Source organism: Blautia obeum ATCC 29174 (assembly GCF_025147765.1).
GTDB lineage: Bacteria > Bacillota > Clostridia > Lachnospirales > Lachnospiraceae > Blautia_A > Blautia_A obeum.
On sequence record NZ_CP102265.1, the window covers coordinates 2,649,907 to 2,674,511 of the forward strand.

Annotated in this window: 24 protein-coding genes; 5 read left to right on the forward strand and 19 right to left on the reverse strand. The window is 44.2% G+C overall.

The features are described from left to right. Nucleotides 1-7 precede the first annotated feature (7 nt). Nucleotides 8-919, reverse strand: a complete 912-nt coding sequence (gene murB / locus NQ503_RS12905) for a UDP-N-acetylmuramate dehydrogenase (protein ID WP_044925685.1) — start codon at nt 917-919, stop codon at nt 8-10. A 37-nt stretch (nt 920-956) separates the two neighbouring features. After that, entirely contained in the window at nt 957-1,694 is a 738-nt protein-coding gene (locus NQ503_RS12910; RefSeq protein ID WP_005424964.1) for a tRNA threonylcarbamoyladenosine dehydratase, read from the reverse strand. A gap of 297 nt (nt 1,695-1,991) precedes the next feature. On the opposite strand from NQ503_RS12910, the gene NQ503_RS12915 reads away from it, so the two are divergent. The 4 genes from NQ503_RS12915 to sstT all read left to right on the forward strand — a co-directional run bounded on the left by NQ503_RS12915 (nt 1,992) and on the right by sstT (nt 5,244). Further along, on the forward strand, nt 1,992-2,459 hold the full coding sequence (locus NQ503_RS12915) for a SpoVA/SpoVAEb family sporulation membrane protein (RefSeq protein ID WP_044925684.1): 468 nt from the start codon (nt 1,992-1,994) through the stop codon (nt 2,457-2,459). Beyond that, on the forward strand, nt 2,459-3,541 hold the full coding sequence (locus tag NQ503_RS12920; RefSeq protein ID WP_005424962.1) for a stage V sporulation protein AD: 1,083 nt from the start codon (nt 2,459-2,461) through the stop codon (nt 3,539-3,541). Before NQ503_RS12915 ends, NQ503_RS12920 begins: the two co-directional genes overlap by 1 nt. A 2-nt stretch (nt 3,542-3,543) precedes the next feature. Beyond that, on the forward strand, nt 3,544-3,900 hold the full coding sequence (locus tag NQ503_RS12925; protein ID WP_005424961.1) for a SpoVA/SpoVAEb family sporulation membrane protein: 357 nt from the start codon (nt 3,544-3,546) through the stop codon (nt 3,898-3,900). Between the two features lie 117 nt (nt 3,901-4,017). Beyond that, entirely contained in the window at nt 4,018-5,244 is a 1,227-nt protein-coding gene (gene sstT / locus NQ503_RS12930; protein WP_005424958.1) for a serine/threonine transporter SstT, read from the forward strand. 84 nt (nt 5,245-5,328) lie between these two features. Here the strand turns inward: sstT and NQ503_RS12935 are convergent, their stop codons facing one another. From NQ503_RS12935 to NQ503_RS13015, 17 genes are all read right to left on the reverse strand, one after another. After that, complete coding sequence (locus NQ503_RS12935) at nt 5,329-5,745, reverse strand: stage V sporulation protein AB (protein WP_005424956.1); 417 nt, start codon at nt 5,743-5,745, stop codon at nt 5,329-5,331. Beyond that, nucleotides 5,745-6,386: a stage V sporulation protein AA gene (locus NQ503_RS12940; protein WP_005424955.1), complete on the reverse strand. Its 642-nt coding sequence runs from the start codon at nt 6,384-6,386 to the stop codon at nt 5,745-5,747. Before NQ503_RS12940 ends, NQ503_RS12935 begins: the two co-directional genes overlap by 1 nt. A 72-nt stretch (nt 6,387-6,458) precedes the next feature. Further along, nucleotides 6,459-7,193, reverse strand: coding sequence for an RNA polymerase sporulation sigma factor SigF (gene sigF / locus NQ503_RS12945; RefSeq protein WP_022388256.1), 735 nt, complete (start codon nt 7,191-7,193; stop codon nt 6,459-6,461). 3 nt (nt 7,194-7,196) lie between these two features. Next, nucleotides 7,197-7,640: an anti-sigma F factor gene (gene spoIIAB / locus NQ503_RS12950; RefSeq protein ID WP_005424952.1), complete on the reverse strand. Its 444-nt coding sequence runs from the start codon at nt 7,638-7,640 to the stop codon at nt 7,197-7,199. Further along, nucleotides 7,637-7,966, reverse strand: coding sequence for an STAS domain-containing protein (locus tag NQ503_RS12955; protein WP_005424951.1), 330 nt, complete (start codon nt 7,964-7,966; stop codon nt 7,637-7,639). Before NQ503_RS12955 ends, spoIIAB begins: the two co-directional genes overlap by 4 nt. Before the next feature lie 166 nt (nt 7,967-8,132). Then, a complete protein-coding gene (locus tag NQ503_RS12960) occupies nt 8,133-9,404 on the reverse strand; it encodes a tetratricopeptide repeat protein (protein ID WP_044925682.1) in 1,272 nt (423 codons plus the stop codon). A 17-nt stretch (nt 9,405-9,421) separates the two neighbouring features. Beyond that, nucleotides 9,422-9,574: a hypothetical protein gene (locus NQ503_RS12965; RefSeq protein WP_005424949.1), complete on the reverse strand. Its 153-nt coding sequence runs from the start codon at nt 9,572-9,574 to the stop codon at nt 9,422-9,424. Between the two features lie 11 nt (nt 9,575-9,585). Continuing rightward, nucleotides 9,586-10,887 (reverse strand): bifunctional folylpolyglutamate synthase/dihydrofolate synthase, encoded by a 1,302-nt coding sequence (locus tag NQ503_RS12970; RefSeq protein ID WP_005424948.1) that lies wholly within the window; start codon nt 10,885-10,887, stop codon nt 9,586-9,588. 127 nt (nt 10,888-11,014) lie between these two features. Then, the gene (locus NQ503_RS12975) at nt 11,015-13,036 is read right to left on the reverse strand and encodes an LTA synthase family protein (RefSeq protein ID WP_005424947.1); all 2,022 of its coding nucleotides are present in this window, start codon (nt 13,034-13,036) and stop codon (nt 11,015-11,017) included. Nucleotides 13,037-13,051: 15 nt separating this feature from the next. Next, nucleotides 13,052-15,706, reverse strand: a complete 2,655-nt coding sequence (locus NQ503_RS12980; RefSeq protein ID WP_044925681.1) for a valine--tRNA ligase — start codon at nt 15,704-15,706, stop codon at nt 13,052-13,054. Nucleotides 15,707-15,834: 128 nt separating this feature from the next. Next, a complete protein-coding gene (locus tag NQ503_RS12985; RefSeq protein WP_005424945.1) occupies nt 15,835-19,677 on the reverse strand; it encodes an FtsX-like permease family protein in 3,843 nt (1,280 codons plus the stop codon). Beyond that, nucleotides 19,671-20,387, reverse strand: coding sequence for an ABC transporter ATP-binding protein (locus NQ503_RS12990; RefSeq protein ID WP_005424944.1), 717 nt, complete (start codon nt 20,385-20,387; stop codon nt 19,671-19,673). Before NQ503_RS12990 ends, NQ503_RS12985 begins: the two co-directional genes overlap by 7 nt. 111 nt (nt 20,388-20,498) lie before the next feature. Then, a complete protein-coding gene (locus tag NQ503_RS12995) occupies nt 20,499-20,696 on the reverse strand; it encodes an alpha/beta-type small acid-soluble spore protein (RefSeq protein ID WP_005424943.1) in 198 nt (65 codons plus the stop codon). A gap of 149 nt (nt 20,697-20,845) precedes the next feature. Further along, nucleotides 20,846-21,031: a PspC domain-containing protein gene (locus NQ503_RS13000; RefSeq protein WP_005424942.1), complete on the reverse strand. Its 186-nt coding sequence runs from the start codon at nt 21,029-21,031 to the stop codon at nt 20,846-20,848. 75 nt (nt 21,032-21,106) lie between these two features. After that, on the reverse strand, nt 21,107-21,976 hold the full coding sequence (locus NQ503_RS13005) for a DUF4097 family beta strand repeat-containing protein (protein ID WP_005424941.1): 870 nt from the start codon (nt 21,974-21,976) through the stop codon (nt 21,107-21,109). Further along, the gene (locus NQ503_RS13010; protein WP_005424940.1) at nt 21,973-22,665 is read right to left on the reverse strand and encodes a DUF1700 domain-containing protein; all 693 of its coding nucleotides are present in this window, start codon (nt 22,663-22,665) and stop codon (nt 21,973-21,975) included. The genes NQ503_RS13005 and NQ503_RS13010 overlap by 4 nt, the downstream gene beginning before the upstream one ends. Continuing rightward, a complete protein-coding gene (locus NQ503_RS13015; RefSeq protein WP_005424938.1) occupies nt 22,662-22,985 on the reverse strand; it encodes a PadR family transcriptional regulator in 324 nt (107 codons plus the stop codon). Before NQ503_RS13015 ends, NQ503_RS13010 begins: the two co-directional genes overlap by 4 nt. A gap of 201 nt (nt 22,986-23,186) precedes the next feature. On the opposite strand from NQ503_RS13015, the gene NQ503_RS13020 reads away from it, so the two are divergent. Beyond that, nucleotides 23,187-24,596, forward strand: a complete 1,410-nt coding sequence (locus NQ503_RS13020) for an RsmF rRNA methyltransferase first C-terminal domain-containing protein (RefSeq protein ID WP_005424937.1) — start codon at nt 23,187-23,189, stop codon at nt 24,594-24,596. Nucleotides 24,597-24,605: the final 9 nt, after the last annotated feature.

Consider the following 24,605-nt stretch of genomic DNA (forward strand, 5'->3'; position numbering starts at 1 on the left):
TCTCCTGTTAAAATTCTCCCAGAAATTTCACTTCCGGTTCAAGTGTCACTCCAAATTTAGCATATACAATCTCTGTTACATGCTTCATCAGGCTGCGTACATCTTCAGCAGTAGCGTCTCCTGTATTGATCACAAAGCCGCAGTGTTTCTCCGATACCTGGGCTCCACCCACGCGATAACCCCGCAGTCCGCTGTCCATGATCAGTTTGCCGGCAAAATATCCTTCCGGTCGTTTAAATGTACTTCCAGCACTTGGATATTCCAGCGGCTGTTTCGATGTACGCTGCTCACTGAGCTTTCTGGTCAGCATTTTTATTTCCTCGAGATTGCCTTCTTTAAGAGAGAGCACCGCACCCAGGACAATATATCCTGCTGTTTTTATGATGCTCGTTCTATATCCCATCTGAAGTTCTTCTGCCGGAATCTCAAAGACCTTTCCGCTCTGGTCCATTACCATTACTTTTCGAAGAACATCTTTCATTTCTCCACCGTACGCCCCGGCGTTCATGACCACTGCTCCGCCAAGCGTCCCCGGAATTCCTCCGGCAAATTCAAATCCTGTCAGTGATGCTCTTCTGGCAGCTACAGCAATCGTAGAAAGCAGTGCTCCCGCTGATGCATGGATCTCCGTACCTTCTACTTTTACTTCTCCGAAATTACGGTCCAGCTGAATCACAACCCCCCGGTATCCTCTGTCACTGACAAGAAGATTGCTTCCATTTCCAAGAATAAAATACGGGAGATCTTCTGTCCTGCAGATTTCCAGTATTCTTTGCACCTCTTCAAGATTCCCAGGCATAACAAATACTTCTGCCGGACCGCCGATTCGAAAAGTTGTATGACGTTTCATCGGTTCTTCCAAAAGCACTCGATCACTTCCAAACTCCCGGCAAAACTTCTGTTTTATTTCTTCATTCACAGATTTTGTCCCCTATCTTTCTATTCAGTTAATATCCTTATTTATTTCTTGTTTTCTCCGCCAGCAGGTCTTTCACCACCTCTGCAGATACCAGCATTCCTGCTGTTCCCTGCACAAACGAAATGCTTCCGCTTCCTTCCGACGCCCGGTCGGTATTGTTATCTTTCATTATCCTGCTGTTCTTTTCCTTACGGATTTTTTCACGAGAATATAACACCTTGACTTTTCGGACGTTTTTTTTGCGAAGCTCGACACGAATAGTTTTCGCAAACGGATCATTGCTTACCCTGGAAATATCTGCGATCTCAAGTCTTGCCGGATTCAGTTTGTTTTCTGTCGTGAGACATGAGATCACCGGAACTCCACAGGCTTTTGCCTGTTCGATCAGAAGAATCTTGGATGCCAATGAATTCATCGCATCTACAATATAGTCATACGCCTTCAGATCAAACATCCCTGCTGTATCATTACTATAATATGTTTCATAGGTATGCACCAGAATATCCTCATCAATGTCACGAATATGTTCTTTTGCTACCTGAACTTTTTTGCGGCCTATTGCCGAACGCAATGCATATAACTGCCTGTTGATGTCAGTCAGAGAAATATCTTCATTATCAACAAGTGTAAGGCTTCCAACTCCACAGCGTGCAAGAGCTTCCACCACATACGAACCGATACCACCAATGCCGAACACTGCGATTTTCGCACTGCCAAGCCGTTTCACGCCTTTGGTTCCAAGCAGATTTTCCATTCTGGAAAATGCATCGTACATGTGTAAACCTCCTCCTGTTTTTTCATTATTTATTAAAACTTCTCTATCTCCACCCTAACTAAAGCTCATTATACTATCCACACAAAAGAATGTACAGTTTTTCATACTTTTTTTACAATCCGTGCATGAATCATGAACAGTTCCATATACTACTGACATTAACTGTGTTCTTTTGCTTTTCGATTGGCAATAGCCTTCTCATTATATGCATAAATAACGTAAAAGTCAAAAGAAAACCATGTTTTTTTACAAATAAATTTTTTTATTCCAAAAATTGTTAAGGAAAGGATGGATTACATGTCAGAAGAAAAACAACGCGAAAAACAGAAAGCATACGAAAAATACGTAAAAAAGATCACTCCTGTTCACAATCTTCCGTTAAACATGCTGAAAGCATTCCTGACTGGCGGACTGATCTGTGTTCTCGGTCAGCTTATCCTGAACACCGCATCTTCTATAGGAGCTGACAAAGAAACTGCCGGAAACTGGTGTTCTCTTCTGCTGATCTTTATCAGTGTTATTCTGACTGGTCTGAATGTTTATTCTAAAATAGGAAAATTCGGCGGTGCCGGAGGGTTGGTCCCTATTACCGGTTTCGCCAATTCTGTTGCCGCATCGGCTATCGAATACCGTGCAGAAGGTCAGGTCTTCGGAATCGGCTGCAAGATTTTCACGATTGCCGGCCCCGTCATCCTGTATGGCATTTTAAGTTCCTGGCTTCTTGGCCTTATTTATTATGTATACAAACTCCTGGAGGTGATCTGATGAATTCCGGAACTCTGCTCGGGAAGGCAAGTATCTCTTTTTCCCGCCCCGTTTATATTCAAAGCTGCGCGTCCGTAGTTGGTCCCAAAGAAGGGGATGGTCCTTTAAAAAACTGTTTTGATATGATCTGTGATGATCCGATGTTCGGAGAAAAGAAATGGGAAGCTGCTGAAAGTGCCATGCAAAAAGAGGCCGCTGTTCTTGCGATCGGAAAAGCCGGTCTTACACCGGATGATATTCGATTTGTCTTCGCTGGTGACCTGCTCGCCCAGACCATTGCTTCTTCCTTTGGTATTGCAGAAATGGGAATTCCATTCTTCGGTCTGTATGGTGCCTGCTCTACAATGGGAGAATCACTCTCTCTTGGAGCTATCGCCGTATCTGCCGGATATGGGCATCACATTCTCTGTGCCACCTCCAGCCATTTTGCCACTGCCGAAAAAGAATTTCGTTTTCCTCTTGGTTACGGCTGTCAGCGCCCTCTTTCCGCTACCTGGACTGTTACCGGAAGCGCTGCCTGTATTCTCAGTCCAGAGGCCCCTCATCCATCAGAAATAGTCGGTTCTTCACTTCTCAGAAGTACCCTCGGATCTGTAGCGATCACCGGAATCACCACAGGAAAAGTCATTGATTTTGGCTTTCGTGATTCTCTCAACATGGGTGGCTGTATGGCTCCTGCCGCATGTGATACCATTTACCGGAATTTTGAGGACTTCGGGCGTTCTGTAAATGACTACGATGCTGTTCTGACAGGAGACCTCGGTGTTGTTGGACGGCAGATCCTTCTCGATCTTCTGAAAGAAAAAAATATAGATCTGTCATCCGTCCATCAGGACTGTGGTCTGCTGATATACGATAACCAGAAACAGGATACACATTCCGGCGGCAGCGGCTGTGGCTGTGCAGCCTCTGTACTTGCCGCCTATATTCTTCCCCGTGTCGTGTCCGGCTTTTGGAAACGTGTCCTCTTTGTACCGACCGGCGCCATGCTTTCCAAAGTCAGTTTTAACGAAGGCGAATCTGTTGCCGGAATCGCCCACGGAGTTGTCATCGAACACATCAGTAAAGAAACGGAGGTCTGACCATGGATTATTTTAATGCATTCTGGGTAGGTGGACTGATCTGTGCTCTTGTACAGATTCTTCTGGACAAAACCAAGCTGCTTCCGGGCCGTGTTATGGTCCTGCTCGTCTGCTCCGGTGCTGTCTTGAGTTTTCTGGGCTTTTACCAGCCTTTTATAGAATATGCAGGCGCAGGTGCCAGTGTTCCACTTCTTGGATTTGGAAATATTCTGTGGAAAGGCATGAAAAAAGCGATCGATGAAAACGGTTTTCTCGGTCTGTTCACTGGTGGTTTCACTGCCTGTGCCGTTGGTGTTTCTGCCGCATTGATTTTTTCATATCTGGCAAGTCTGATTTTTCATCCCAGAATGAAAGAATAATAAATTCCCCATTTGTCTGCCACCAGCGAACATCTGTAAATTATTCTATTGCGTTCTCTGTCCTTTTCGTTTATAATGTACCCTGTTATCATTTTAAAACGTTAAAGGAGTAGAAATATGAAAAAGCTTTGGAACAAATGGACAGACATCGCTCTGGTAAAGCGAATCCTGGTTGGACTGATTCTCGGTGCTATCCTCGGAATCGCTGTACCAGGGGCGACCGGCATCGCAATCCTTGGAGATGTCTTTGTAAGTGCACTTAAGGCGATCGCACCACTTCTGGTATTCTTTCTTGTTATCAGTTCTCTGTGTAACGCAGGTAAATCTCACGGCGGTGTCATCAAGACAGTTATCATACTTTACATGTTCAGTACTGTACTTGCCGCAGTCATTGCCGTATTTGCAAGTATGGCATTTCCTGTAAAACTGACACTTGCCACTGCTGCCACTACAGATGCAGCAGCACCGCAGGGTATTGTCGAGGTTCTCAACAATCTCCTTCTGAATCTAGTTGCCAACCCGGTATCTTCCCTTGTGAACGCAAACTATGTCGGCATCCTTATGTGGGCAATTCTTCTTGGCCTTGCATTCCGTGCTGCCAATAACATGACCCAAAATGTACTTAAAGATGTTGCTGATGGAATTTCCACAGTTGTTACCTGGATCATCAATATGGCTCCATTCGGTATCTTCGGTCTTGTATTCAACACAGTATCTACCAATGGCCTGGATATCTTCACAACATATGGAAAACTGCTTCTTCTGCTTGTCGGATGTATGCTTTTTATCTATTTTGTAACAAACCCTCTTCTGGTATACTGGTGTATCCGCAAGAATCCATATCCGCTGATCTTCCACTGTCTGAAGAGAAGTGCTCTGACTGCTTTTTTCACAAGAAGTTCTGCAGCCAATATCCCGGTCAATATGAAAGTCTGTGAAGAAATGGGACTTGACCGTGATACATATTCTGTAACGATTCCTCTTGGTGCAACGATCAACATGGACGGTGCTGCCATCACGATCACTGTCATGACGATGGCAACCGCCTTTACCCTTGGCATTCATGTAGATATCCCTACTGCAATCATCTTAAGCCTTCTGGCTGCTCTGTCAGCCTGTGGTGCATCTGGTGTTGCCGGTGGTTCTCTGCTTCTGATTCCGATGGCATGCTCCCTGTTTGGCATCTCAGATGATGTCTCCATGCAGGTCGTTGCAGTAGGATTCATCATCGGAGTGATCCAGGACTCTGTAGAAACAGCCCTGAACTCTTCATCCGACCTTCTTCTCTCTGCTTCTGCTGAATTCAGACAGTGGCGACTCGAAGGAAAAGAAATCAAATTCTGATCAGATCAGACATACACGAAAGCCCCGGCATTAATCTGTCGGGGCTTTTTGCTGCCATTTCATCCTTTCTTTGTATACTTTTGTCTACCATCTTTTCCAGAAAAACAATCCTGCCCCGAAGCCTTTTCCAAGTGCTAACATCAGCACAAACACTGCCAGGTATCGAACGATTCTTGCCCGGCGCATAAATATCGGAAACACATTCAGGATTTCTGCAAGTGCCATAGCCCAGCATCCAACAAAAATTCCTCCAAACAGTCCAAATATCCCAAGGAATATGGAACGTCCCGGCAAATGGACCTCAAAAATCTGAAACAAATTTCCCAGTACAGCACCAGCAGAAACCATATCTTCATAAAACAGGATGTGCTTTGCAGTATGTGTACGGTCAGCAAAATCAGAGATCACTCCCAGTTCCACAATAAAGGAGAACACACCTCCTGCAACAACCATTCCTGCGCTGATACCGATCAGTGCCAGAAACACATTTCGCCACCACATTATCGATCACCCACTTCAAGTTCTTCTTTTCTTCTGGATGCATTTTCTACGAGTGCCGTCTGAATATCATTTTCATAGAGACGCATCTGCACCTCCATCGGAGTCGGATCGACTGTAAATCGTTTTTTACCAAAATGATTAAAAAAGACCAGGATTCCAAATGTCAGTCCAATAGAATATGTGACTTCCAGAACAGTGAAGCCATCACTTTGTTTTCCCATCACAAGTTCATATATCTGACCAAACAGTTTTGTTCCACCCACATCATTATTAAATGCCATGATTGAAAATGCCGAGCCAAAAAAGATAATTGCTGCCACAACTGCCACTTTGAGGATATGCCAGAGATATGGCGAAGTTTTCTGATTTTCGTATGTCACGATAATATCCGCTTCTCCAAGATTCTGCACTTCTACTTCAGGGTACGTAGCATGGATACAGGCAATGATTTCCAGTACAGAGACCACATACCGCTGTTCTCTGTTTCCATGAAGCTTCAGTATCTTTACTGTCTGAAGTTTCGGCAGAAATTTTTTATCGGAACATTCCATGCTGACAATATCCTTCAGAAACACATCCTGTTCTGTCACTTCAACATTGCGGTCTCCTTTTATATAAAGTGTTATATTTTCGGAAGCCATACTTTCATCTGTCCTTTCTTTTTTTACAGGACATTTTGTCCGATATATACAGTATCTTTATATTCAGCAATTTTATACTTCCGTTTTATCCTGTATCTCTTTTTTGAGTCTGTGTAAGATTCTTTTTTCCATTCTCGAAACCTGCACCTGTGATATTCCCAGCCTCTTTGCCACCTCCGTTTGTGTCATATCACAGAAATAACGCATGCAGATCAGCCTTCTTTCTTCTGTTCCCAATATATTTAGTAATTCTTCCAGAAAGATTTTGTCCAGTATTCTTTCCTGCCTGTTTTCCTTCTCCGGAAGCTTGTCCAAAAGCTGCAATTCCGTTCCTTCCCCCTGATGTATAGGACGATAGATTGATTCTACTTCTGTTGCTGCATCCGATGCCATGGCAATTTCCTCCGGTGTCATTCCCAGCTCTTCTGCCAGCTCTGTCACCGTCGGCTCCCTACCCAGATTCTTTTCCAGTTTTTCCCGCATTTTATAAATGCGATATTGATTTTCTTTTATGCTGCGGCTGACCTTCAGCATCCCGTCATCTCGCAGGAAACGTTTGATTTCTCCCGCAATCATTGGTACTGCATACGTAGAAAATTTCACATCATATGACAGATCAAATTTATCTACTGCTTTCAAGAGTCCGATACTGCCAATCTGAAACAAATCTTCCATCTCTGCACCTCTTCCCAGGAATCTGTGTGCAACACTGTAGATCAGTCCTGTGTTTTCATGGAACAAAATGTCTCTTGCTTCTTTATCCCCCTGGTGCGCACGCCCGATCAGGGCAACGGTATCCCAGGTCATTTTTTACCGGCCGATGATTTTTTTCATGTGTACGACAGTTCCTTTATCTGGTTCCGATTCTACTGATAATTCATCCATAAATGCCTCCATAAACGTAAATCCCATTCCAGATCTGTCCTTATCCGGTTTTGAAGTATACATCGGTTCCATTGCTTTCTCCACATCACTAATCCCCACGCCATAATCAGTAATATCTACATAAAGCTCCCGTTCCCTGTAAGACAGGTGCATCTCAATCCTTCCTCTTCTGCCTTCGTATCCATGTATAATACAGTTTGTCACTGCCTCCGAAACAGCAGTCTTCAGATCTGCGATCTCCTCCAGAGTCGGATTCAACTGCGTGCAAAAAGATGCTGCCGTAACTCTTGCAAGCCCTTCATTAACCGGATTACTTTCAAAAATAAGTAGCATCTCATTTGCAGATACTTCATTTGTATCTTCTCTCATGACACTTCCCCCTCCCCTGCTTTCTGGATCACAATGTAACGATGAAGTCCTGACAGACGCAGCAAATGCCCTATATGACCGTTTACGCCGACTGCCTGAATACAGTCCTTTCGCATTCCAAGTGCACGATATCTTCCCATCAGAAGCCCGATGCCTGAACTGTCCATAAACTCTGTCTCCGAAAAATCAAACACAATTGTACGGATATAAGTCCTCCCTGCAATCATTTCTGTTCCTTTCCGGATCAGATCTGCCATCGGATGATCCAGTTCCTGCGGAAGAATGATACGTAATGTAGTCCCCTCCAGTTGAAACATTTCATTCATTTTCTACTCCCCCTTCTGTCCACTTTCAAGAATGCCCGCCACTGATATAATTTTGTTGCTCACCACCTGCAGGTGGGAGTCATCTCACATCTGATATAAAGAAAAGGAGATGTACGTTCTGAAATCGTACATCCCCTTCTCCGAGGTTTTTCTGCTATATCGTTATTTATTCATAATACTCTTCATCATAATTGCTGTAATCCGACTCATCGTAAGAAGTATCTTCAGACGAAGAAGTATCTTCTGTGCTGTCTGACGAATTCTCCTGCCTCTGCACTCCCCCTGTATCTCCGATTCCTGCTACACCGGTCGCATCTCTGATCGTTGTATAAACAGATTTCATGCTGTCTGTCAGTACATCCACATGCACCTTCTGAATCTCCACAGCTGCTTCATCCAGATTCTGCTGCTGATAATACGTATAAGCCTGCAGAAGTGCCTGATAGCTTTCGCTCTTCGCCTGTTCTGTCGTAAGTTCCTGCGTGACAGACTCTACCGTATCTCCGGATTCTTTGGCCTCTCCCTGTGCTTTCGTGAGTTCCGCTCCCTGGCTTGCCAGAGATTCACTGTACTGGACAATCTGCTGGTTCGCCTCCTGATAGATTCCCTGCCGTATCGCAGGTACCGCCAGAAGCCAGAATGCTACTGCACCAGCTGCTATTCCGTCCATCAGAATAAAAAATACAGAAACCTTTGAATGTTCTCTGTACACGGTCGGCTGAGCGACTCTCTCGCTTCCGAGAATATCCGTATCCAGATTTTCTTTAGTCCCAGAGCGAAACAGACCTTTCTTTTTCTTTTCAAGTCTGGTCGTCACTCCTGTCTGCTCATCTACCTCTCGCAGAAAACGAAGGGTTGTTGTGTTTGTTTTGTCAATCCTTGCAGCTTTTTTGAGGATTCTTCGCGCTTTATTCCATTCTCCGTTCTTCATCTGGATTAAAGCCAGCAGATGATATCCCTTGATCAGTTTGGAATTCTGTGTAAGAATCTTTCGCAACTGAATGGCTGCCATATCTTCATGCCCTTCTCGGCAGAGCATTAATGCATGGTTATATTTCTTGATTGTTTCATTGATTGCCGCAAGTTTATTGGGATTTGCCTGCAATTTGTTGATATATTCTGATGCCAGGTTTCTGGTTGGCTGAAGATTCTTACTGATCACCCATTCACTGAGTGCCGAGACAACTTCCCCTGTTTCAAAATATACCAGCCCAAGCAGATTTCTCGCCCTGATGTTTCTTTTGTCATACATAAGACTCTGTTTCAGACAGGCGATCGCACCGGAAAGATCACGGATACTTGCCTTCTCAAGTCCCTGATTATAAAAAATCTTAGACAGATAATCTACCTTTTTCTGAATCAGTACATTATACCCACAATTTGGACAGTAATCCAGATCCATATCTGTAAGAAATGCACCGCAGTTCATACAATTCATGTAGTTCTCCTTGTATCTTATTTTACACGTCTGTTGCTTTTTGCTTCTCTTAATACTTCCTGAAGAACATCCAGGATATCCGTAAGCTCTCTGTCATAGATTGCGCCCTCTGCATCTGTAACATCCAGACATGGCTCAAATTTCTTCAGTTCCTCTTCATAATCAATCATATTATTCTCCTTTATTTACCGACTCCCTGCAGAATAAGTGTCTTGATTTCTCCAACCAGATACAGAGAACCGACACAGAATAACATTCCGTCTTCTCCTTTTGCCGCCAGAGCTTTCTTAAACGCTTCTTCCACATCTTCGCAGGCTTCCGCTGTCGGACAGCCTTTTTCTCTGAATATCTCTGCCAGTTTTTCTGCCGGAACCTTTCGATAGCCTCCAACCTGAGTCACGATCACATGATGGAAAGAAATTTTCCCAAGAATGGTACGGATCATATCTGTATAATCCTTATCATCTACTGCCGAAAAAAGCAGTGTCAGCGGATAATCTTTCTGGAAATGTACTGCTGTCTCCACAAATTTCTCTACACCATCTTCATTATGTGCCCCGTCAACGATCACACCCGGCAACACGGTTTCCATCCTTCCCTGCCAGCGTGTCTCGAGAAGTCCCTTCCTGACCGCCTCCACCGGTATCTTCACCTGGTCTTTTAATACTTCAATCGTCTTCAATGCAAGTGAACTGTTCATCACCTGATACTCTGCAATAAATGGAAGCGTAAAAACTGTATTTCCATAATACTCATTCTCATAAGAAAAATCAATGCCTGCCCTGGTGTTTCGGATGATTTTTGTATCTTCTCTCTTCACTTCAAAATACGGACTTCCCAGTTCCTGTGCTCTTGCTCTGATCACACCTGCTGCAGCCGGATTATTTCCATCATAGATCACAGGCACACCCGGCACAATGATTTCCGCCTTCTCTCCGGCAATTGCCTCAATGGTATTCCCCAGATACTGCATATGGTCAAAACTGATCGACGTAATTACACAGGCACTCGGTTCTTCTACTGCTGTTGTCGCATCCAGTCTTCCACCAAGGCCTGTTTCAAGTATCACATAATCCACATTTGCATCCGCAAAAATCACCATTCCCATCAGAAACAGGAACTCAAAATATGTTGGATGATAACTACCTTCCGCTACCAGCTCATCTGCAAGTTTTTTTACCTTTTCAAATGCTCTGAGGAATGTATCATTGTCAATATTCTTCTCATTGATCTGAAAGCGTTCATTGATCACAACCAGATGCGGAGAGGTAAACAGTCCACAGGAATATCCGGCTTCTCTAAAGACCGAAGTCAGAAATGCACAGGTGCTTCCCTTTCCATTTGTTCCTGCCACATGTACAACCTGAAACTGCTTCTGCGGATTTCCAAGACGCCGCAGGCATTCTTTTGTGTGCTCCAGTTTATTCTTTGTTGTAAATTTCGGAGTTTCTTCAATATAAGCAACCGCTTCTTCGTAATTCATAAAAAAATTCACCACTCATCTAATGTATTCGCAGCTATCTGGTCTTTAAAACCAAACCGCTACGATATCATTATATATGAGTGGTGAAAGATGTCCAGTACTAATCGTAATCTTTTATTCGTCAGAATCAGGATTCATCTGTCGGAAGTTTCCATTTATTTTCAGAATACAACATATAAACCGAACGATCGTAACTCTTGCTCAATGCCTTTCTGGTTGAACTGTTGCTTCGCTGTGATACTGATATTCTGTCAAAATCCTTCAGTTCTGTGCCTGATATCATCAGTGTGGTCGGATTCACATATACAGTATCGATCCATTCCCCGTTCAGCTTAACCTGACTGGATGGTGTGAAGTTTGTTCCCTTTAATCGATATGTAAAATCTATGTCAGAGATAAGATCCATAGAATCCAGACTCACATCATAAATGCCCATTCGCATTTTGGTTCTTTCAAATGTCAGTTCCTTATCTTTGTATGCATACTTTTCTCCATAAAGAAGATCATACTGAAGCGTTTCCAGATCTACCTGGTAATTTCGGGTATTTCTTCTTGCCTGGTGATAACGGAAGATTGTTCCTTCATGTATTCCGGCGCGATCCATAACCTCTGCTGCCATCTGATAAGCTGAGAGATTCACCTTCTTTTTCTCCATGCCGAAATTGTCCCACATTACATATTCTGTCTGGAACAGATATTTATTCTTGAGATCTTCAACCGTAAGTCCCATTGTTGGAAGGTGATCGCCGTACATAACCAGGATCACATCCTCCGGATAATCTGCCAGTGCATCTGTCAGCTCTTTAACAAAATTATCCATTTCGTGGATCTCATTGCAGTAATACTCCCACTGGTTGTTCTGCGCTTCTGTTGCGGCACCTGTGACTGTGATCTCCGGATCATCGATCAGCTGTTCTTCCGGATATGCTCCATGTCCCTGTGTGGAGATTGTATATACATAATCCGGTCCTTCCGTAGAATCCAGACATTTGATGATCTCATCAGTGAGAACTTCATCTTTTGTCCAGCCCAGCGGGTTCTTATCATTTTCCTCTGCCATATATTCAGCAGAAGTGAAAGTATCAAATCCAAGGTTCGGAAAGATACTTCTTCTTCCGTAGAAGTTTGCCTCATTATTATGCACTGCATGAGTGCTGTATCCAAGATTCTTCAGGACATATGGTGCGCTTTCGCAGGTTGTCTCTTTCAGAATACTCTTGTACGGATATTCTCCCGGTCCAAAATAATGAAGGCTCATACCTGTGATTGACTCAAATTCCGTATTTGCTGTACCGGCTCCGACTGCCGGAACCTTGTAGTATCCGGATGAATACTCTTTCATCAGCTTGCGGAACGTAGGGATCGGATCTTCGGAGATTTTCAGATAATTGACCAAAGTCGGATCAAAGAAGGATTCGAGCTGCAGGAAGAGAATATTCGGCTGATTTTTCTCATTTGTTGCCGGAAGGTTATCCTCAGTCTTCTCGATTCTCTCAATCTCTTCTTCTGAATAATCACGAGGACAGCTGATGCCGGTGTTAAATATTGTGACACCAAGGCAGTATGGATATCCATAATCTTCATATGCAAATGCAATATTTCCAAAGTAATTGGAAAGCACTCTCTTTTCCAGCGCCAGCTGTGTGATTCCTACAAATGCTGCAATTCCCACAACAACCAGGAGAAGGTCATAGCGGAATTTTACTTTTCGCTGATACTTTGGTCCTTTGACCAACAAAGAAAGAAGAATCAGTACTAATACTCCAAGCACGATCAATGCAACTACCACACCCCAGGACGGCAGATATTTGTTAAGGACTGCCATACCGTCTGTGAGCAGATGCAGATCCGGGCCGGTAAACGGTGTGACCCTGTTTGCCAGGATCACGCCATTGATAATTCCAAGAAGCAGCCAGAATATGGATACCAGAACACGCCAGAAGGTTCTTCGGCGGAACAAATATACAATCAGGCTCGTGGTAAATATAAGGCCTGCGTTATAAGCAAATACCAGTGGTTTTCCTGTCATGTAGGTCCACGCATCGGTAAAAGAATGACGACTGATCGCTTCGATAAGGAAATATCCGGCTGCACTGCAAAGCGCATGAAGCAGCAGGGATATCTTATTGCATATCTTATACAATTTCATCCAAATGCTCCTTTATTACTTGTCCATCTGAGTAAGCTGTGTTTTAACCTTTTCCATCATTTCTTCATATTTCTGAAGTTTTTCTTTTTCTGCATTTACTTTTGCTTCCGGAGCTTTGTTGACAAAGTTCGGATTGCTCAGCATTCCCTGGCATCTTGCGATTTCTTTTGCAAGACGCTCCTGTTCTTTTTTCAGACGCTCGATTTCTTTTTCTCTGTCGACAAGATCTTCAAGCGGCATATATACAACTGCATCGGATACTACTACAGATACTGCATCTTCACCGATACCGTCTTTGCTTTCCTGTACAAGGATTTCTTTTGCAAATGCAAGGTTCACGAAGGATTTCTTGCATGCTTCGTATCTTGCACATGTATCCGCATCCTTACCTACGATGTAAAGGCTGGTTTTGCGGTTCATCGGCACGTTCATTTCTGTACGTGTGTTACGGATACCGCGAATTGCTTCTTTAAAGCTTTCCACTGCTTTTTCTGCCTCCGGGAAGGACCATGCTTCCTGGAATACCGGCCAGTCAGAAATCATGATAGATTCTTCTTCAGGAAGAAGTGTGCAGTAGATTTCTTCTGTGATGAATGGCATGTATGGATGAAGCAGTTTCAGTCCTTCTGTCAGGGCTGTACGAAGTGTCCAGAGTGCATTATTTGCAGCCTTCGGATCTTCTTCTGCTTTCCAGAGGCGAACTTTTGCCATCTCGATATACCAGTCACAGAGCTCATCCCACAGGAAGTCATAAACCTTCTGTACTGCGATTCCAAGCTCATATTTGTCCATGTTGTCTGTAACTTCACGGATCACTGTATTGAGTTTGGAAAGAATCCATTTATCTTCAAGGCAAAGCTCATTTAAATCTGCAGGTTCAGTAACTGTCTTGCCTTCCAGGTTCATCATAATGAATCGGGATGCATTCCAGATCTTGTTTGCAAAGTTACGGCTGGATTCTACTCGCTCCCAGTAGAAACGCATGTCGTTTCCAGGTGCATTTCCTGTGATCAGTGTCAGACGAAGTGCATCTGCGCCGTATTTATCAATAACTTCCAGCGGATCGATACCATTTCCAAGAGATTTACTCATCTTACGTCCCTGTGAGTCACGTACAAGACCATGGATCAGTACATGGTGGAATGGAACTTCTCCTGTCTGCTCAAGAGCGGAGAATACCATACGGATAACCCAGAAGAAGATAATGTCGTATCCTGTTACAAGAACATCTGTCGGATAGAAGTATTCGAGTTCCGGTGTTTTGTCCGGCCATCCAAGTGTGGAGAACGGCCACAAAGCGGAACTGAACCAGGTATCCAGAGTATCCTCATCCTGGTGGAAATGTGTGCATCCACATTTCGGGCATTTTTCCGGCATTTCTCTTGCAACGACAACTTCACCGCACTCATCACAGTAGTAAGCCGGGATTCTGTGTCCCCACCAGAGCTGACGGGAAATGCACCAATCACGGATATTTTCCAGCCAGTGCAGATATGTCTTACCAAAGCTTGCCGGAACAAATTCCAATTCACCCGGTCTTAAGGATTCCATAGCTGCTTTTGCCATCTCGTCCATACGAACAAACCACTGCGGTTTGATCATTGGCTCTACGGTTGTGCCACAACGGTCATGCGTACCAACACTGTGATTATGTGGAACAACTTTTACGAGAAGTCCCTGCGCTTCAAGATCTGCTACCATTGCTTTACGGGCTTCGTAGCGGTCCATACCTGCATATTTGCCACCAAGAGAATTGATGGTAGCATCATCATTCAGAATATTGATTTCCTCCAGATTATGACGTTTGCCTACTTCAAAGTCATTCGGATCATGTGCCGGTGTAATTTTTACACATCCTGTTCCAAATTCTTTGTCAACATACTCATCCGCAATAACCGGGATCTCACGGTCAGTCAACGGCAGTTTCAGCATTTTGCCGATCAGATCTTTGTATCTTTCATCATCCGGATTGACTGCAACTGCAGTATCTCCGAGAAGTGTTTCCGGACGTGTAGTTGCGATCTCTACAAATCTGCCTTCCTCACCTACGATCGGATAATTAATGTGCCAGAAAAATCCGTCCTGATCCTCATGTTCTACCTCTGCATCAGAGATGGAAGTCTGGCATACCGGACACCAGTTGATGATTCTGGAACCTTTGTAAATATATCCTTTCTCATACAGACGGATAAATACTTCCTGTACAGCCTTGGAGCATCCTTCGTCCATTGTGAAGCGTTCTCTCTCCCAGTCTGCAGAAGCACCGAGTTTCTTCAGCTGGTTGATGATCTTTCCGCCGTACTCTTCTTTCCATGCCCACGCATGTTTAAGGAATTCTTCACGTCCGATATCGAGTTTGTCGATTCCTTCTTTTTTCAGTTTATCGATAACCTTAACCTCTGTTGCGATTGCAGCATGGTCGGTTCCCGGCTGCCACAGAGCTTCGTATCCCTGCATTCTCTTGAAACGGATCAGGATATCCTGCATGGTTTCATCAAGTGCATGTCCCATATGAAGCTGGCCGGTTACGTTCGGCGGCGGCATTACGATTGTAAATGGTTTCTTATCTGGATTTACTTTTGCGTGGAAGTATCCGTTGTCCATCCATTTCTGATAAAGGCGGTCTTCCAGACCCTTTGGGTCATATGTTTTTGCAAGTTCTTTGCTCATAATTTCCTCCTGATTAAAAAAAGCATCTCCCATCTACTGTAATTGCATTTTTTCGCCTTGTCAAGACGGATTGTGCATTTTTCACAGAATCTGGGAGATTTGCTTTCCTGTATTATTTTTTCAAATCGTCATTCAACGGATTTCAGCGATTCTACCATATCGATCTTTTTCAGTTTTTTATGCATAAAGATGTTTACCACAGCTGAAAAGATACAGGTGATCACCGCACAGTACAAAAAGCTGAGTGGAGCAATGTTTCTTCCAAACATGACCGCATCCACCTCTACTGTGACAATAATAAAGCGATGGAGCAGGATACCAAATCCTGAGCCAAACAGAATTCCTGCGATCGTCAGAATGATATTCTCTCGCAGGACATACTGAGAAACTTCTATATCAAAGAAACCAAGTACCTTTAATGTGGCAAGCTCTCGCTGGCGCTCAGTGATATTGATATTGTTCAGATTATAAAGTACTACAAATGCAAGCATTCCTGCTGACACGATCAGTACAAGAATAACTACACCAAGAGTGCTGAGCATACGGTCTACCATTTCGATCGTACTCTCTGTATAGCTGATGCTTAAGACAGCCGGTAAATCCATGATCTTCTGTCCGACCTTTTCTACCCGATCCTTATATTCCTCTTTTACCGAGAAAACGATATCTTCATAAACCGGCTCTTCTCCAAATGTTTCTTTGTAGATCTGCGGTGTCATATAAACATAATGGCCTGCGTAATTTTCGGTGATAACAGAGATCTTCACATGATACTCTTTGTCATCTTTTTCGAGTGTCAGTTCATCACCGGGCTTCAGCCCCAGAAGACTCGCTGTCTTTTCACAGACCGCCGCCCCATCCTCAGGCAACTCGTATTCTTTTTTTGTAACACGGTTTCGAAGTGTCACATCTTTTTTGAAGTTCTCAAGGTTTTCAGGAACAAACACATATACACTCAGATTTGATTTTCCGTTTGGAGCTGTGAGCTTGGAGAGCCTTATCTTCGTATAATGATCCAGTGATTCATTTTTATCCAGAGATTCTATAAGTGCTTCCCTTTCCGTATCCGTGGCATCGTCATCTGAGATGATCGTCGCATCATAATGCTGCAGATTCGTGTACTGAAGATGTACAATGTCTGAAACAGAATCACGAATACCAAAACCTACCAGCATCAGCGCCATACTTCCTGCAATTCCAAAAATCGTCATGAACAGACGTTTTTTATAACGGAACAGATTTCGAAGAGAAGATTTCCAGGTAAAATTCAGATGTTTCCACAAAATCGGTATCCACTCCAGAAGGATTCGTTTCCCTTCTTTAGGTGTCGGTGGACGCATCAATGATGCCGGTGTCTCTGCCAGCGCATGCACACAAGAAAAAATCGTTGCACCAACTGTACAGATCAATGCCGCCACGGAAGCAAGCAGTGCATATTTCAGTTCATAATGTATCTGAAGGGTATTCTCCACATTGTGATACATAATTCCATAAGACTTGATAATTACAAACGGAATGATCTTTTCACCGATCAGGATACCGGCAACACTGCCGCCTGCCGTTGCCAGGAACGCATAATTCAGATATTTGGAAGCAATACTGATTTTACTGTAGCCGAGAGCCTTCATTGTTCCAATCTGCGTTCTCTGCTCCTCGACCATTCTGGTCATGGTGGTAAGACTGATAAGGGCTGCTACCAGGAAGAAAATAACAGGAAATACCTCGCCGATATTTTTGATACGGTCTGCATTGTCTCCGTAATCAGAGTATTCCGGAAGTCCATTTCGGTCTGTGAGAATCCATTCCGGATATTTTAAGTCTGTAAGTTCTTTCTTTGCATCGTCAATCTTTTCCTGCCCGTCTTTTATTTTATCTTCTGCTTCTTTTTTACCGTCTTCATATTCTTTCCTGCCATCGGCAAGCTCTTTTCGGGCATCCTCAAGCTCCTTCTCTGCATCTTTTAGCTTCTGCTCGTTTTCCTGAATTTCTCTTTCACCGTCGGTCAGTTTCTGTTCATTTGCTGCTATCTCGGCCTCACCGGAATTCAGTTTTTGCTCATTTGCCTCGATTTCGGCCAGAGCAGAGTTCATTTTAGCCTTGTTTGCATCTATTTCTGCCTGACCATCCTGGAGCTTTTTCAAGCTGGCGTCCAGTTTCTTTTTACTGTCTTTTAGAGTTTTTTCATTTGCTGCAATCTCTTTCTCTGCAGGACCAAGCTTTGCCTCTTCTTCATTTAACTTCGCTTTTCCTTCGTCGATTGCTGTCTGATTTGCACTTAAGTTCTCCAAAGTCTGGGCAAGTTCTGTCTTTTTAGCCTGAAGAGTTTCGACTCCGGCATTTGCTGCTGAAAGATTTGCTTCAAGTTCTGTTTTCTGTGCTGCCGCCTGCTGACAGGCATTTAATGACTCCTGAGCCTGTGCAAGGCCGCCATTTACAGCTTCGAGTTCTGCCTGGGCCTGTGCAAGAGCCTGCTCATATCCGGCAAGCTCTTCTTCCGTCAGCTCTCCGTTTTCGACTTTCTGCGCTGCTTCGTCACGGGCGGCCTGTGCCGCTTCCACTGCACTCTGTTTTTCCTGAACAGCTGCCTCAAGCTGCGCCACTGCATTCTGCGCTGCCTCCAGACCTTCCACAGCTGCCTGCAGCTGACCGATTCCAGCCTCGAGCTGAGGAATCTGTTCCTGGAGTTGTGCAAGCTGTGTCTCAACGGTCTGCTGCCCCTCCTGTATCTGGGCAATCCCGGCATTCAGTTCCTGCTGTTTTTGTTCGAGTTCCGCTTTACCAGCGGCTATTTGTTTTTTGCCGTTTTCCAGCTCTTTTTTACCGGCATCAAACTTTTTCTTACCGGCATTGTATTTTTTCTTACCGTCGTTATACTGATTCCAGCCCTCATCCAGTTTCTTCTGAGCTGTAGCAATCTGAGCCTGACCATCGGCAACCTGCTGACGGGCTGATGCGATCTGAGATCTTCCGTCAGCTATCTTCTGTTTTGCATCGGCAAGCTGTTTTTTGCCATCTTCGAGTTCCTGCCGGGCATCGGCAAGCTGTTGTTTGCCATCTTCGTATTCTTTTTCGCCGTCAGTTAATTCCTGTTCTCCATCATCAAGCTTTTTCTTTGCATCAGCAAGTTCTTCATCCGCTTCCTTTTTGCCGTCCGCAAGCTCTTTTTCGGCATCCTCGATTTTTTCCTGTGCTTCACCGACTACCGAATCATAACGTGCCTGGCAGCGCTCTGCCTCAATGCCTTTTACTTTATCTTCCAGTTTGTCAGCCAGGTTATCATAGCCGTCGGTATAACTGGTGACCTTATCCACCTCATGTGCGCGCACGTAGATCTGTGTATACACATCTGAATCGAAATCATCCGCAACGACATACATGAATCCATTTACTTCACCGGATCCTACGGTCGTATTTCCTCTGTTAAAGGATATATAGAGAGGACTTTTGCCAAGGCCGACGACCGTATAGGTCTCTTCTTTTAATAATTCAGAGTCTCCGGGCTGTCGGATAACAACCTTGTCTCCGATCGAATATTTCTGGCCTGACGCAAACGCGGAATCCAGGAAGCACTCCCCGCTCTTTTGGGGAAGTCTTCCTTCTGTTATGCTCAGGTGATTAACTTCTTTATTCAGGGATTCCACATGGAGTACCTTCTGGGAATCTGTTTCTCCACAGATCACATCTGTAGAATATGCCCCTTCCACTGCATCAGTCTCCGGCAGTTCTTTAAGCGCCTGTATATCATCATCGGTCAGTCCCATGGTTCCGACCACTTTCAGATCCATAAGCTTTGACTCGTTATAATATGCATCACCGGAAAGCCGCATATCCGGAGAGGATGCCTGGATCCCCGAGAAAAAAGCCACACCCAGGGCCACGATACAGAAGATCGATATAAAACGCGCCCGGCTCTTTCTGACTTCCATCCAGAAATCCTTGTGCAATGCCCTTTTTCTTCTTTTTCCTACCATTCGATTTCCTCCACCGGCGTAGGATCAGTATTCAGTTCCATTGCCGAAACCGTACCATTTTTGATATGGATCACGCGGTCCGCCATTGGTGTCAATGCTGAGTTATGTGTAATAACGATAACTGTCATCCCTTTTTCCCTGCACATATCCTGCAAAAGCTTCAGGATTGCCTTTCCTGTCTGATAGTCAAGTGCCCCTGTCGGTTCATCACACAAAAGAAGCTTCGGATTCTTTGCAAGGGCTCTTGCGATCGAAACTCTCTGCTGTTCACCGCCGGAAAGCTGAGCCGGGAAGTTACCCATGCGGTCTTCGAGGCCAACTTCACAGAGAACTTTTTTGGCATCGAGCGGATTTTTGCAGATCTGCATCGCAAGTTCCACATTTTCCAGTGCAGTCAGATTCGGCACCAGATTATAGAACTGGAAGACAAAGCCGATATCATCGCGGCGGTAAGCGGTCAGCTGGCGGTTGTTATATTTCGCAATGTTGCTGCCATCCACAAAAACATTTCCTTTTGTCGCTGTGTCCATTCCACCAAGAATATTCAGAACCGTTGTTTTACCGGCTCCACTCGGTCCAACAACTACGACAAATTCACCTTTTGATATTTCAAAGCTGATATTATCCACTGCCCGGATCTCAACTTCACCCATTTTGTATATCTTAGAAACTTTATCTAATTTTACATATGAATTTTGAAGGTTTCCCATATTTTTCTCCTGTATATTGCAACCATATTCAATACCTGCTACTATCAGTATACCAAAAAAGCACCGTCCGCAACAGCTTCCAGACGATGCTTTTTGTATTTTTTTTGTGTTTCACATATCTTTTTCTTCTTTTCGTTTACTTGCAAGCAAACCTCCGATCCTGCCGGTTTCTTTTGCTGACAGGCTTTTCCATCCACTTTCCAGTACTTTATCCAGAATTCCCAGTTCCTGTGCAATTTCATATTTCAGTTTCTGCTCTTCCGGAAGTACTCCCTTCAGATAAGCTTCCACTTCCTTTTCTTTGTTCATGTCCACAACTCCTTTTATACTGCTTCGCACTGATTCACAGCAGTCTGCCTTCCAGCATTCCTGTTCTTTCAGAGTATGGACATCTTTTTCAGAAATTATACATTGTTTTCCGGATGTTCTTCATATCGAACTATCAAATCTGCACCGGCTCATCCCTTAGGAATAATAATGGCAGCAATGATATATGCCCAGATCCCTGCCCCGCCAAAGCAGGTCAGGATCACCCAGGCAAGACGTACCAATGTTGGATCAATGTTGAAATATTCTGCAATACCACCGCATACACCGCACAGCATATAATTTACAGATGATTTGTAAAGCCTTTTGTTATCCATGATCAATTCCTTCTTTCTTAAACTGAAAACATTTTACAGGTACCTTATAAACCGGCCGATATTCTGAACAGCCGTTTATTTTTCAAAATCTACCGTTATATTTCCCACACCACAGTCCAGATTCATATTTCCTTTGGCATTTGGGTTCGTGATATTCTTATTATGTCCGACACCGCTGTAAGAGCTGTCGCCAATATCCACATTTCCCGCCGAACAGGAAATCTGATAATTGTAGTCTGCTTCTTTTCCCAGAATACCAAGATCAACATTTCCAATACCACAGTCAACTTCCAGATTATTTATATCCAGCTCTGACAGTTCTACATTTCCTGTGCCAACTGCAATTGTTGTATCGCTGGCTGCACGGATCTTCCCTGTATTTGTAAACTCACCTGCCGCTACAGATACATCCAGATCATCCGTCCGGAATTCATCGCACATTGTAACTGTACCTGCTGCAACCTCTATAGAAGTCTCCTTAAATCGTACATTCTTCGGATAACTCACTGTGATCTCACGGTCCCGGGTCCTGCCGGTCGTCTCAAGAATCAGACTGTCATCCTCTGTACCGATCCTTATCTTATCTTTCTTCGAACCAGACACCTCTATGCGAAGCTTATCTCCATCATAGGACCGAAACTTAAGTTCGTCTCCACTCAGTGAAAGTTTCAGATCAGAAATTGGTGCTGTTTCAAAAATTTCTTTGTCATTATCTGTTTCAACCGGTTCAAGCTGTGTGATCTCATCCCAGTCCTGTTCCCAGTCATCTTTGTCATCAAGGCTGATATATTTTGCTGTCTGTTTAACAATACCATCGAATCCATATTTTGATAAGTTCAGTCCTGCGATCGTAGCCCCCATGGCAACTCCACCGATACTCATTCCAATTCCGACAACACCAACAACGGCAGCTGTAAGCAGCATTACTTTTGAAGATTTTTTCATGCCCGTTCACCTTCCTTTCTGCCTCTGTTCACAATACGGCAGCAAAAATCTGTAAAATTACGCAGAATTGCCGGAAGTGCACAGGTTGCTGCCCATTTCAGGAACACAAGACCAACAAGTGCCAATGCAAACAGGAGCAGACCAATTCCAACGAGAAGGACACCAAACGGAAGTGCTGTAAAACAGGTTCCAATTCCGGCTCCGATCACTGCTACTGCGGCAACAAACAGACCAACTACAGCAGCACCGATTCCGAATACGACCAGAAACGGAAGCAATGCCAGTGCTACAATAAACCCAAGTACTCCTCCGACTGCTCCTTTGATCAGAGGTGAAATAAATACCAGAAGGATCAATACCAGAATCACACTGGCCTTTCCGCCTTTGCGTTCAGCATGATAACCTCGGTCCACACGGTTCTGTGGCATCTGACGTTCATTATCTGCACGCTCATCCTGAAATCCATTTTCGGTAAATTCTCCGTAGTTTTGCGAGCTGCTCTTTAAATCTTCTTTAATAATAGCCGCTACCTTTCCCGGACTTCCAAGCTCCCGGATCACTTCTGCCTCCTGATCTTCTCCGGCATCATCAAAGTAACTCTCATAATACTCAAGAGCCTCTTGTCTTTCCTCCTCAGAGATATCAGAAAGCAGTTTCTTTAACTGTTCCATAAACTGCACTCTGTTCATAACTCTATGCCTCCCTCAAACAGCTTCGAAATCTTTGTTGAATAATTCCTCCATTCAACTCTGTACAGATTCAGCTGTGCCATGCCTTTTTCTGTAATCTTATAATATCTGCGGTTTCTGCCTGCAAAAGCCTGATCGTATGTCTCCAGACATTCATCCTTCTGCAGTCTCCGCAGCACCGGATACAGCGTTGATTCGGATACCTCCAGCACACTCCGTACATCCTGGGTGATCTTGTAGCCGTAGGTTCCATCTTTCTCATTCGATACTACAGCCAGAACGATCGCGTCCAGAAGTGCCGCACCTGTGTTAAATACCATGCTATCACTTCCTTCATATTTTTTCTGCAATATTATCTAGCGATATAATATTATTTCGTTAGTAATACTATATGATATATAATATAGTTTTGTCAATAGTATTTTCTATTTTCTTTAACTAATTTATAATTTTATTGTTATATCTGCTATTTGCAGACTCTTCTACAATAATAACTTATTACAGATACTAAGGAGATTTTCATGTCTGAACATACAATTACCGAACTCCTCTCTCCTGCATTTCTGTCTCGCATGCAGAATATGCTGGGTGATGAATATGAAAGCTTTTTAAAAAGTTATGAAGCACCGCGTACTTACGGGCTTCGTGTAAATACCGCAAAAATCAGCTGTGACGAATTCGAACGGATCGTCCCGTTCCCGGTCACTCCGATTCCGTGGATCTCCAATGGATATTTTTATCCGGAAGATGTCCGTCCATCTTTCTGTCCACTCTATCAGGCCGGACTTTTCTATCTGCAGGAACCAAGTGCCATGACACCGGCATCCTGTCTTCCAGTCACTCCAGGTGAAAACGTTCTGGACCTTTGTGCTGCACCTGGCGGCAAAGCTACTGCCCTTGGTGCAATGCTGAATGGAAGCGGACTCCTGGTCGCCAACGACATCAGTGCTTCCAGAGCCAGGGCACTCCTTCGCAACATTGAATTATTCGGTATCACCAATGCATTTGTTACAAATGAAACTCCGGCACATCTCGGCAAACATTTTCCTGAATTTTTCCATAAGATTCTGCTTGATGCACCTTGCTCCGGAGAAGGCATGTTTCGCAAAGAAGAAGCGCTTGCACGTGACTGGACTCCTGAAAAGTCTCATGAACTTTCCAGTCTGCAAAAAGAATTGATTCTGCAGGCAGCCGATATGCTTCGTCCAGGCGGACTGCTTCTGTACTCCACATGTACCTTTGCGCCGGAAGAAGACGAAGAAGTTGTTTCTCATCTTCTTGAAAACCGACCGGATATGGAACTCCTTGAGCTTCCGGAATATGAAGGATTCACTTCAGGTGTCCCGGAATGGGGAAACGGAGATCCGTCACTTATACGCAGCGTACATCTCTTTCCCCATAAGATGCAGGGAGAGGGACACTTTCTTGCACTGTTTCGTAAAGAGGGCAGAACTGATCTGATCGGTACAATGTCTTCTGCAAAACCAAATGCCGAAACCCGCAAATGGCTGGAACTTTTCCTGAAGGAGATCGGACTGAAAACACTTGGTGGGCAGCCCTTTGACTGGAATCGCGTTGAAACACGAAAAGACAAAGTCTACTATCTGCCACCGATAGGCGGTGATTTCCGTGGACTTACATTCCTTCGAAATGGGCTGTATCTCGGGGACCTTAAGAAAAACCGTTTCGAACCTTCCCAGCCATTTGCACTTTCCCTTCGAAAAGGTGATGCAGAAGCCGTAATCTCACTTCCGGTCTCCGATCAGCGTCTGACACGCTATCTCAAGGGTGAGACTCTCAATATTGAACCGGAAGAGGCTGCTCACGCAAAAGGATGGCATCTGCTCTGCGTTGAAGGTTATCCAATCGGATTCGGTAAACTCGTCGGCCAGACTCTCAAAAACAAATATCCCGCAGGATGGAGAGTGTAACCTCTCTGT

Bases quoted from the DNA above. Each gene is read 5' to 3' on its own strand.
- NQ503_RS12910 (WP_005424964.1), bottom strand. From the start codon at position 1,694: ATGTACGATGCATTTTCCAGAATGGAAAATCTGCTTGGAACCAAAGGC.
- NQ503_RS12915 (WP_044925684.1), top strand. From the start codon at position 1,992: ATGTCAGAAGAAAAACAACGCGAAAAACAGAAAGCATACGAAAAATAC.
- NQ503_RS12920 (WP_005424962.1), top strand. From the start codon at position 2,459: ATGAATTCCGGAACTCTGCTCGGGAAGGCAAGTATCTCTTTTTCCCGC.
- NQ503_RS12925 (WP_005424961.1), top strand. From the start codon at position 3,544: ATGGATTATTTTAATGCATTCTGGGTAGGTGGACTGATCTGTGCTCTT.
- sstT (WP_005424958.1), top strand. From the start codon at position 4,018: ATGAAAAAGCTTTGGAACAAATGGACAGACATCGCTCTGGTAAAGCGA.
- NQ503_RS12935 (WP_005424956.1), bottom strand. From the start codon at position 5,745: ATGTGGTGGCGAAATGTGTTTCTGGCACTGATCGGTATCAGCGCAGGA.
- NQ503_RS12940 (WP_005424955.1), bottom strand. From the start codon at position 6,386: ATGGCTTCCGAAAATATAACACTTTATATAAAAGGAGACCGCAATGTT.
- sigF (WP_022388256.1), bottom strand. From the start codon at position 7,193: ATGACCTGGGATACCGTTGCCCTGATCGGGCGTGCGCACCAGGGGGAT.
- spoIIAB (WP_005424952.1), bottom strand. From the start codon at position 7,640: ATGAGAGAAGATACAAATGAAGTATCTGCAAATGAGATGCTACTTATT.
- NQ503_RS12955 (WP_005424951.1), bottom strand. From the start codon at position 7,966: ATGAATGAAATGTTTCAACTGGAGGGGACTACATTACGTATCATTCTT.
- NQ503_RS12960 (WP_044925682.1), bottom strand. From the start codon at position 9,404: ATGAATTGTATGAACTGCGGTGCATTTCTTACAGATATGGATCTGGAT.
- NQ503_RS12965 (WP_005424949.1), bottom strand. From the start codon at position 9,574: ATGATTGATTATGAAGAGGAACTGAAGAAATTTGAGCCATGTCTGGAT.
- NQ503_RS12970 (WP_005424948.1), bottom strand. From the start codon at position 10,887: ATGAATTACGAAGAAGCGGTTGCTTATATTGAAGAAACTCCGAAATTT.
- NQ503_RS12975 (WP_005424947.1), bottom strand. From the start codon at position 13,036: ATGAAATTGTATAAGATATGCAATAAGATATCCCTGCTGCTTCATGCG.
- NQ503_RS12980 (WP_044925681.1), bottom strand. From the start codon at position 15,706: ATGAGCAAAGAACTTGCAAAAACATATGACCCAAAGGGTCTGGAAGAC.
- NQ503_RS12985 (WP_005424945.1), bottom strand. From the start codon at position 19,677: ATGGTAGGAAAAAGAAGAAAAAGGGCATTGCACAAGGATTTCTGGATG.
- NQ503_RS12990 (WP_005424944.1), bottom strand. From the start codon at position 20,387: ATGGGAAACCTTCAAAATTCATATGTAAAATTAGATAAAGTTTCTAAG.
- NQ503_RS12995 (WP_005424943.1), bottom strand. From the start codon at position 20,696: ATGAACAAAGAAAAGGAAGTGGAAGCTTATCTGAAGGGAGTACTTCCG.
- NQ503_RS13000 (WP_005424942.1), bottom strand. From the start codon at position 21,031: ATGGATAACAAAAGGCTTTACAAATCATCTGTAAATTATATGCTGTGC.
- NQ503_RS13005 (WP_005424941.1), bottom strand. From the start codon at position 21,976: ATGAAAAAATCTTCAAAAGTAATGCTGCTTACAGCTGCCGTTGTTGGT.
- NQ503_RS13010 (WP_005424940.1), bottom strand. From the start codon at position 22,665: ATGAACAGAGTGCAGTTTATGGAACAGTTAAAGAAACTGCTTTCTGAT.
- NQ503_RS13015 (WP_005424938.1), bottom strand. From the start codon at position 22,985: ATGGTATTTAACACAGGTGCGGCACTTCTGGACGCGATCGTTCTGGCT.
- NQ503_RS13020 (WP_005424937.1), top strand. From the start codon at position 23,187: ATGTCTGAACATACAATTACCGAACTCCTCTCTCCTGCATTTCTGTCT.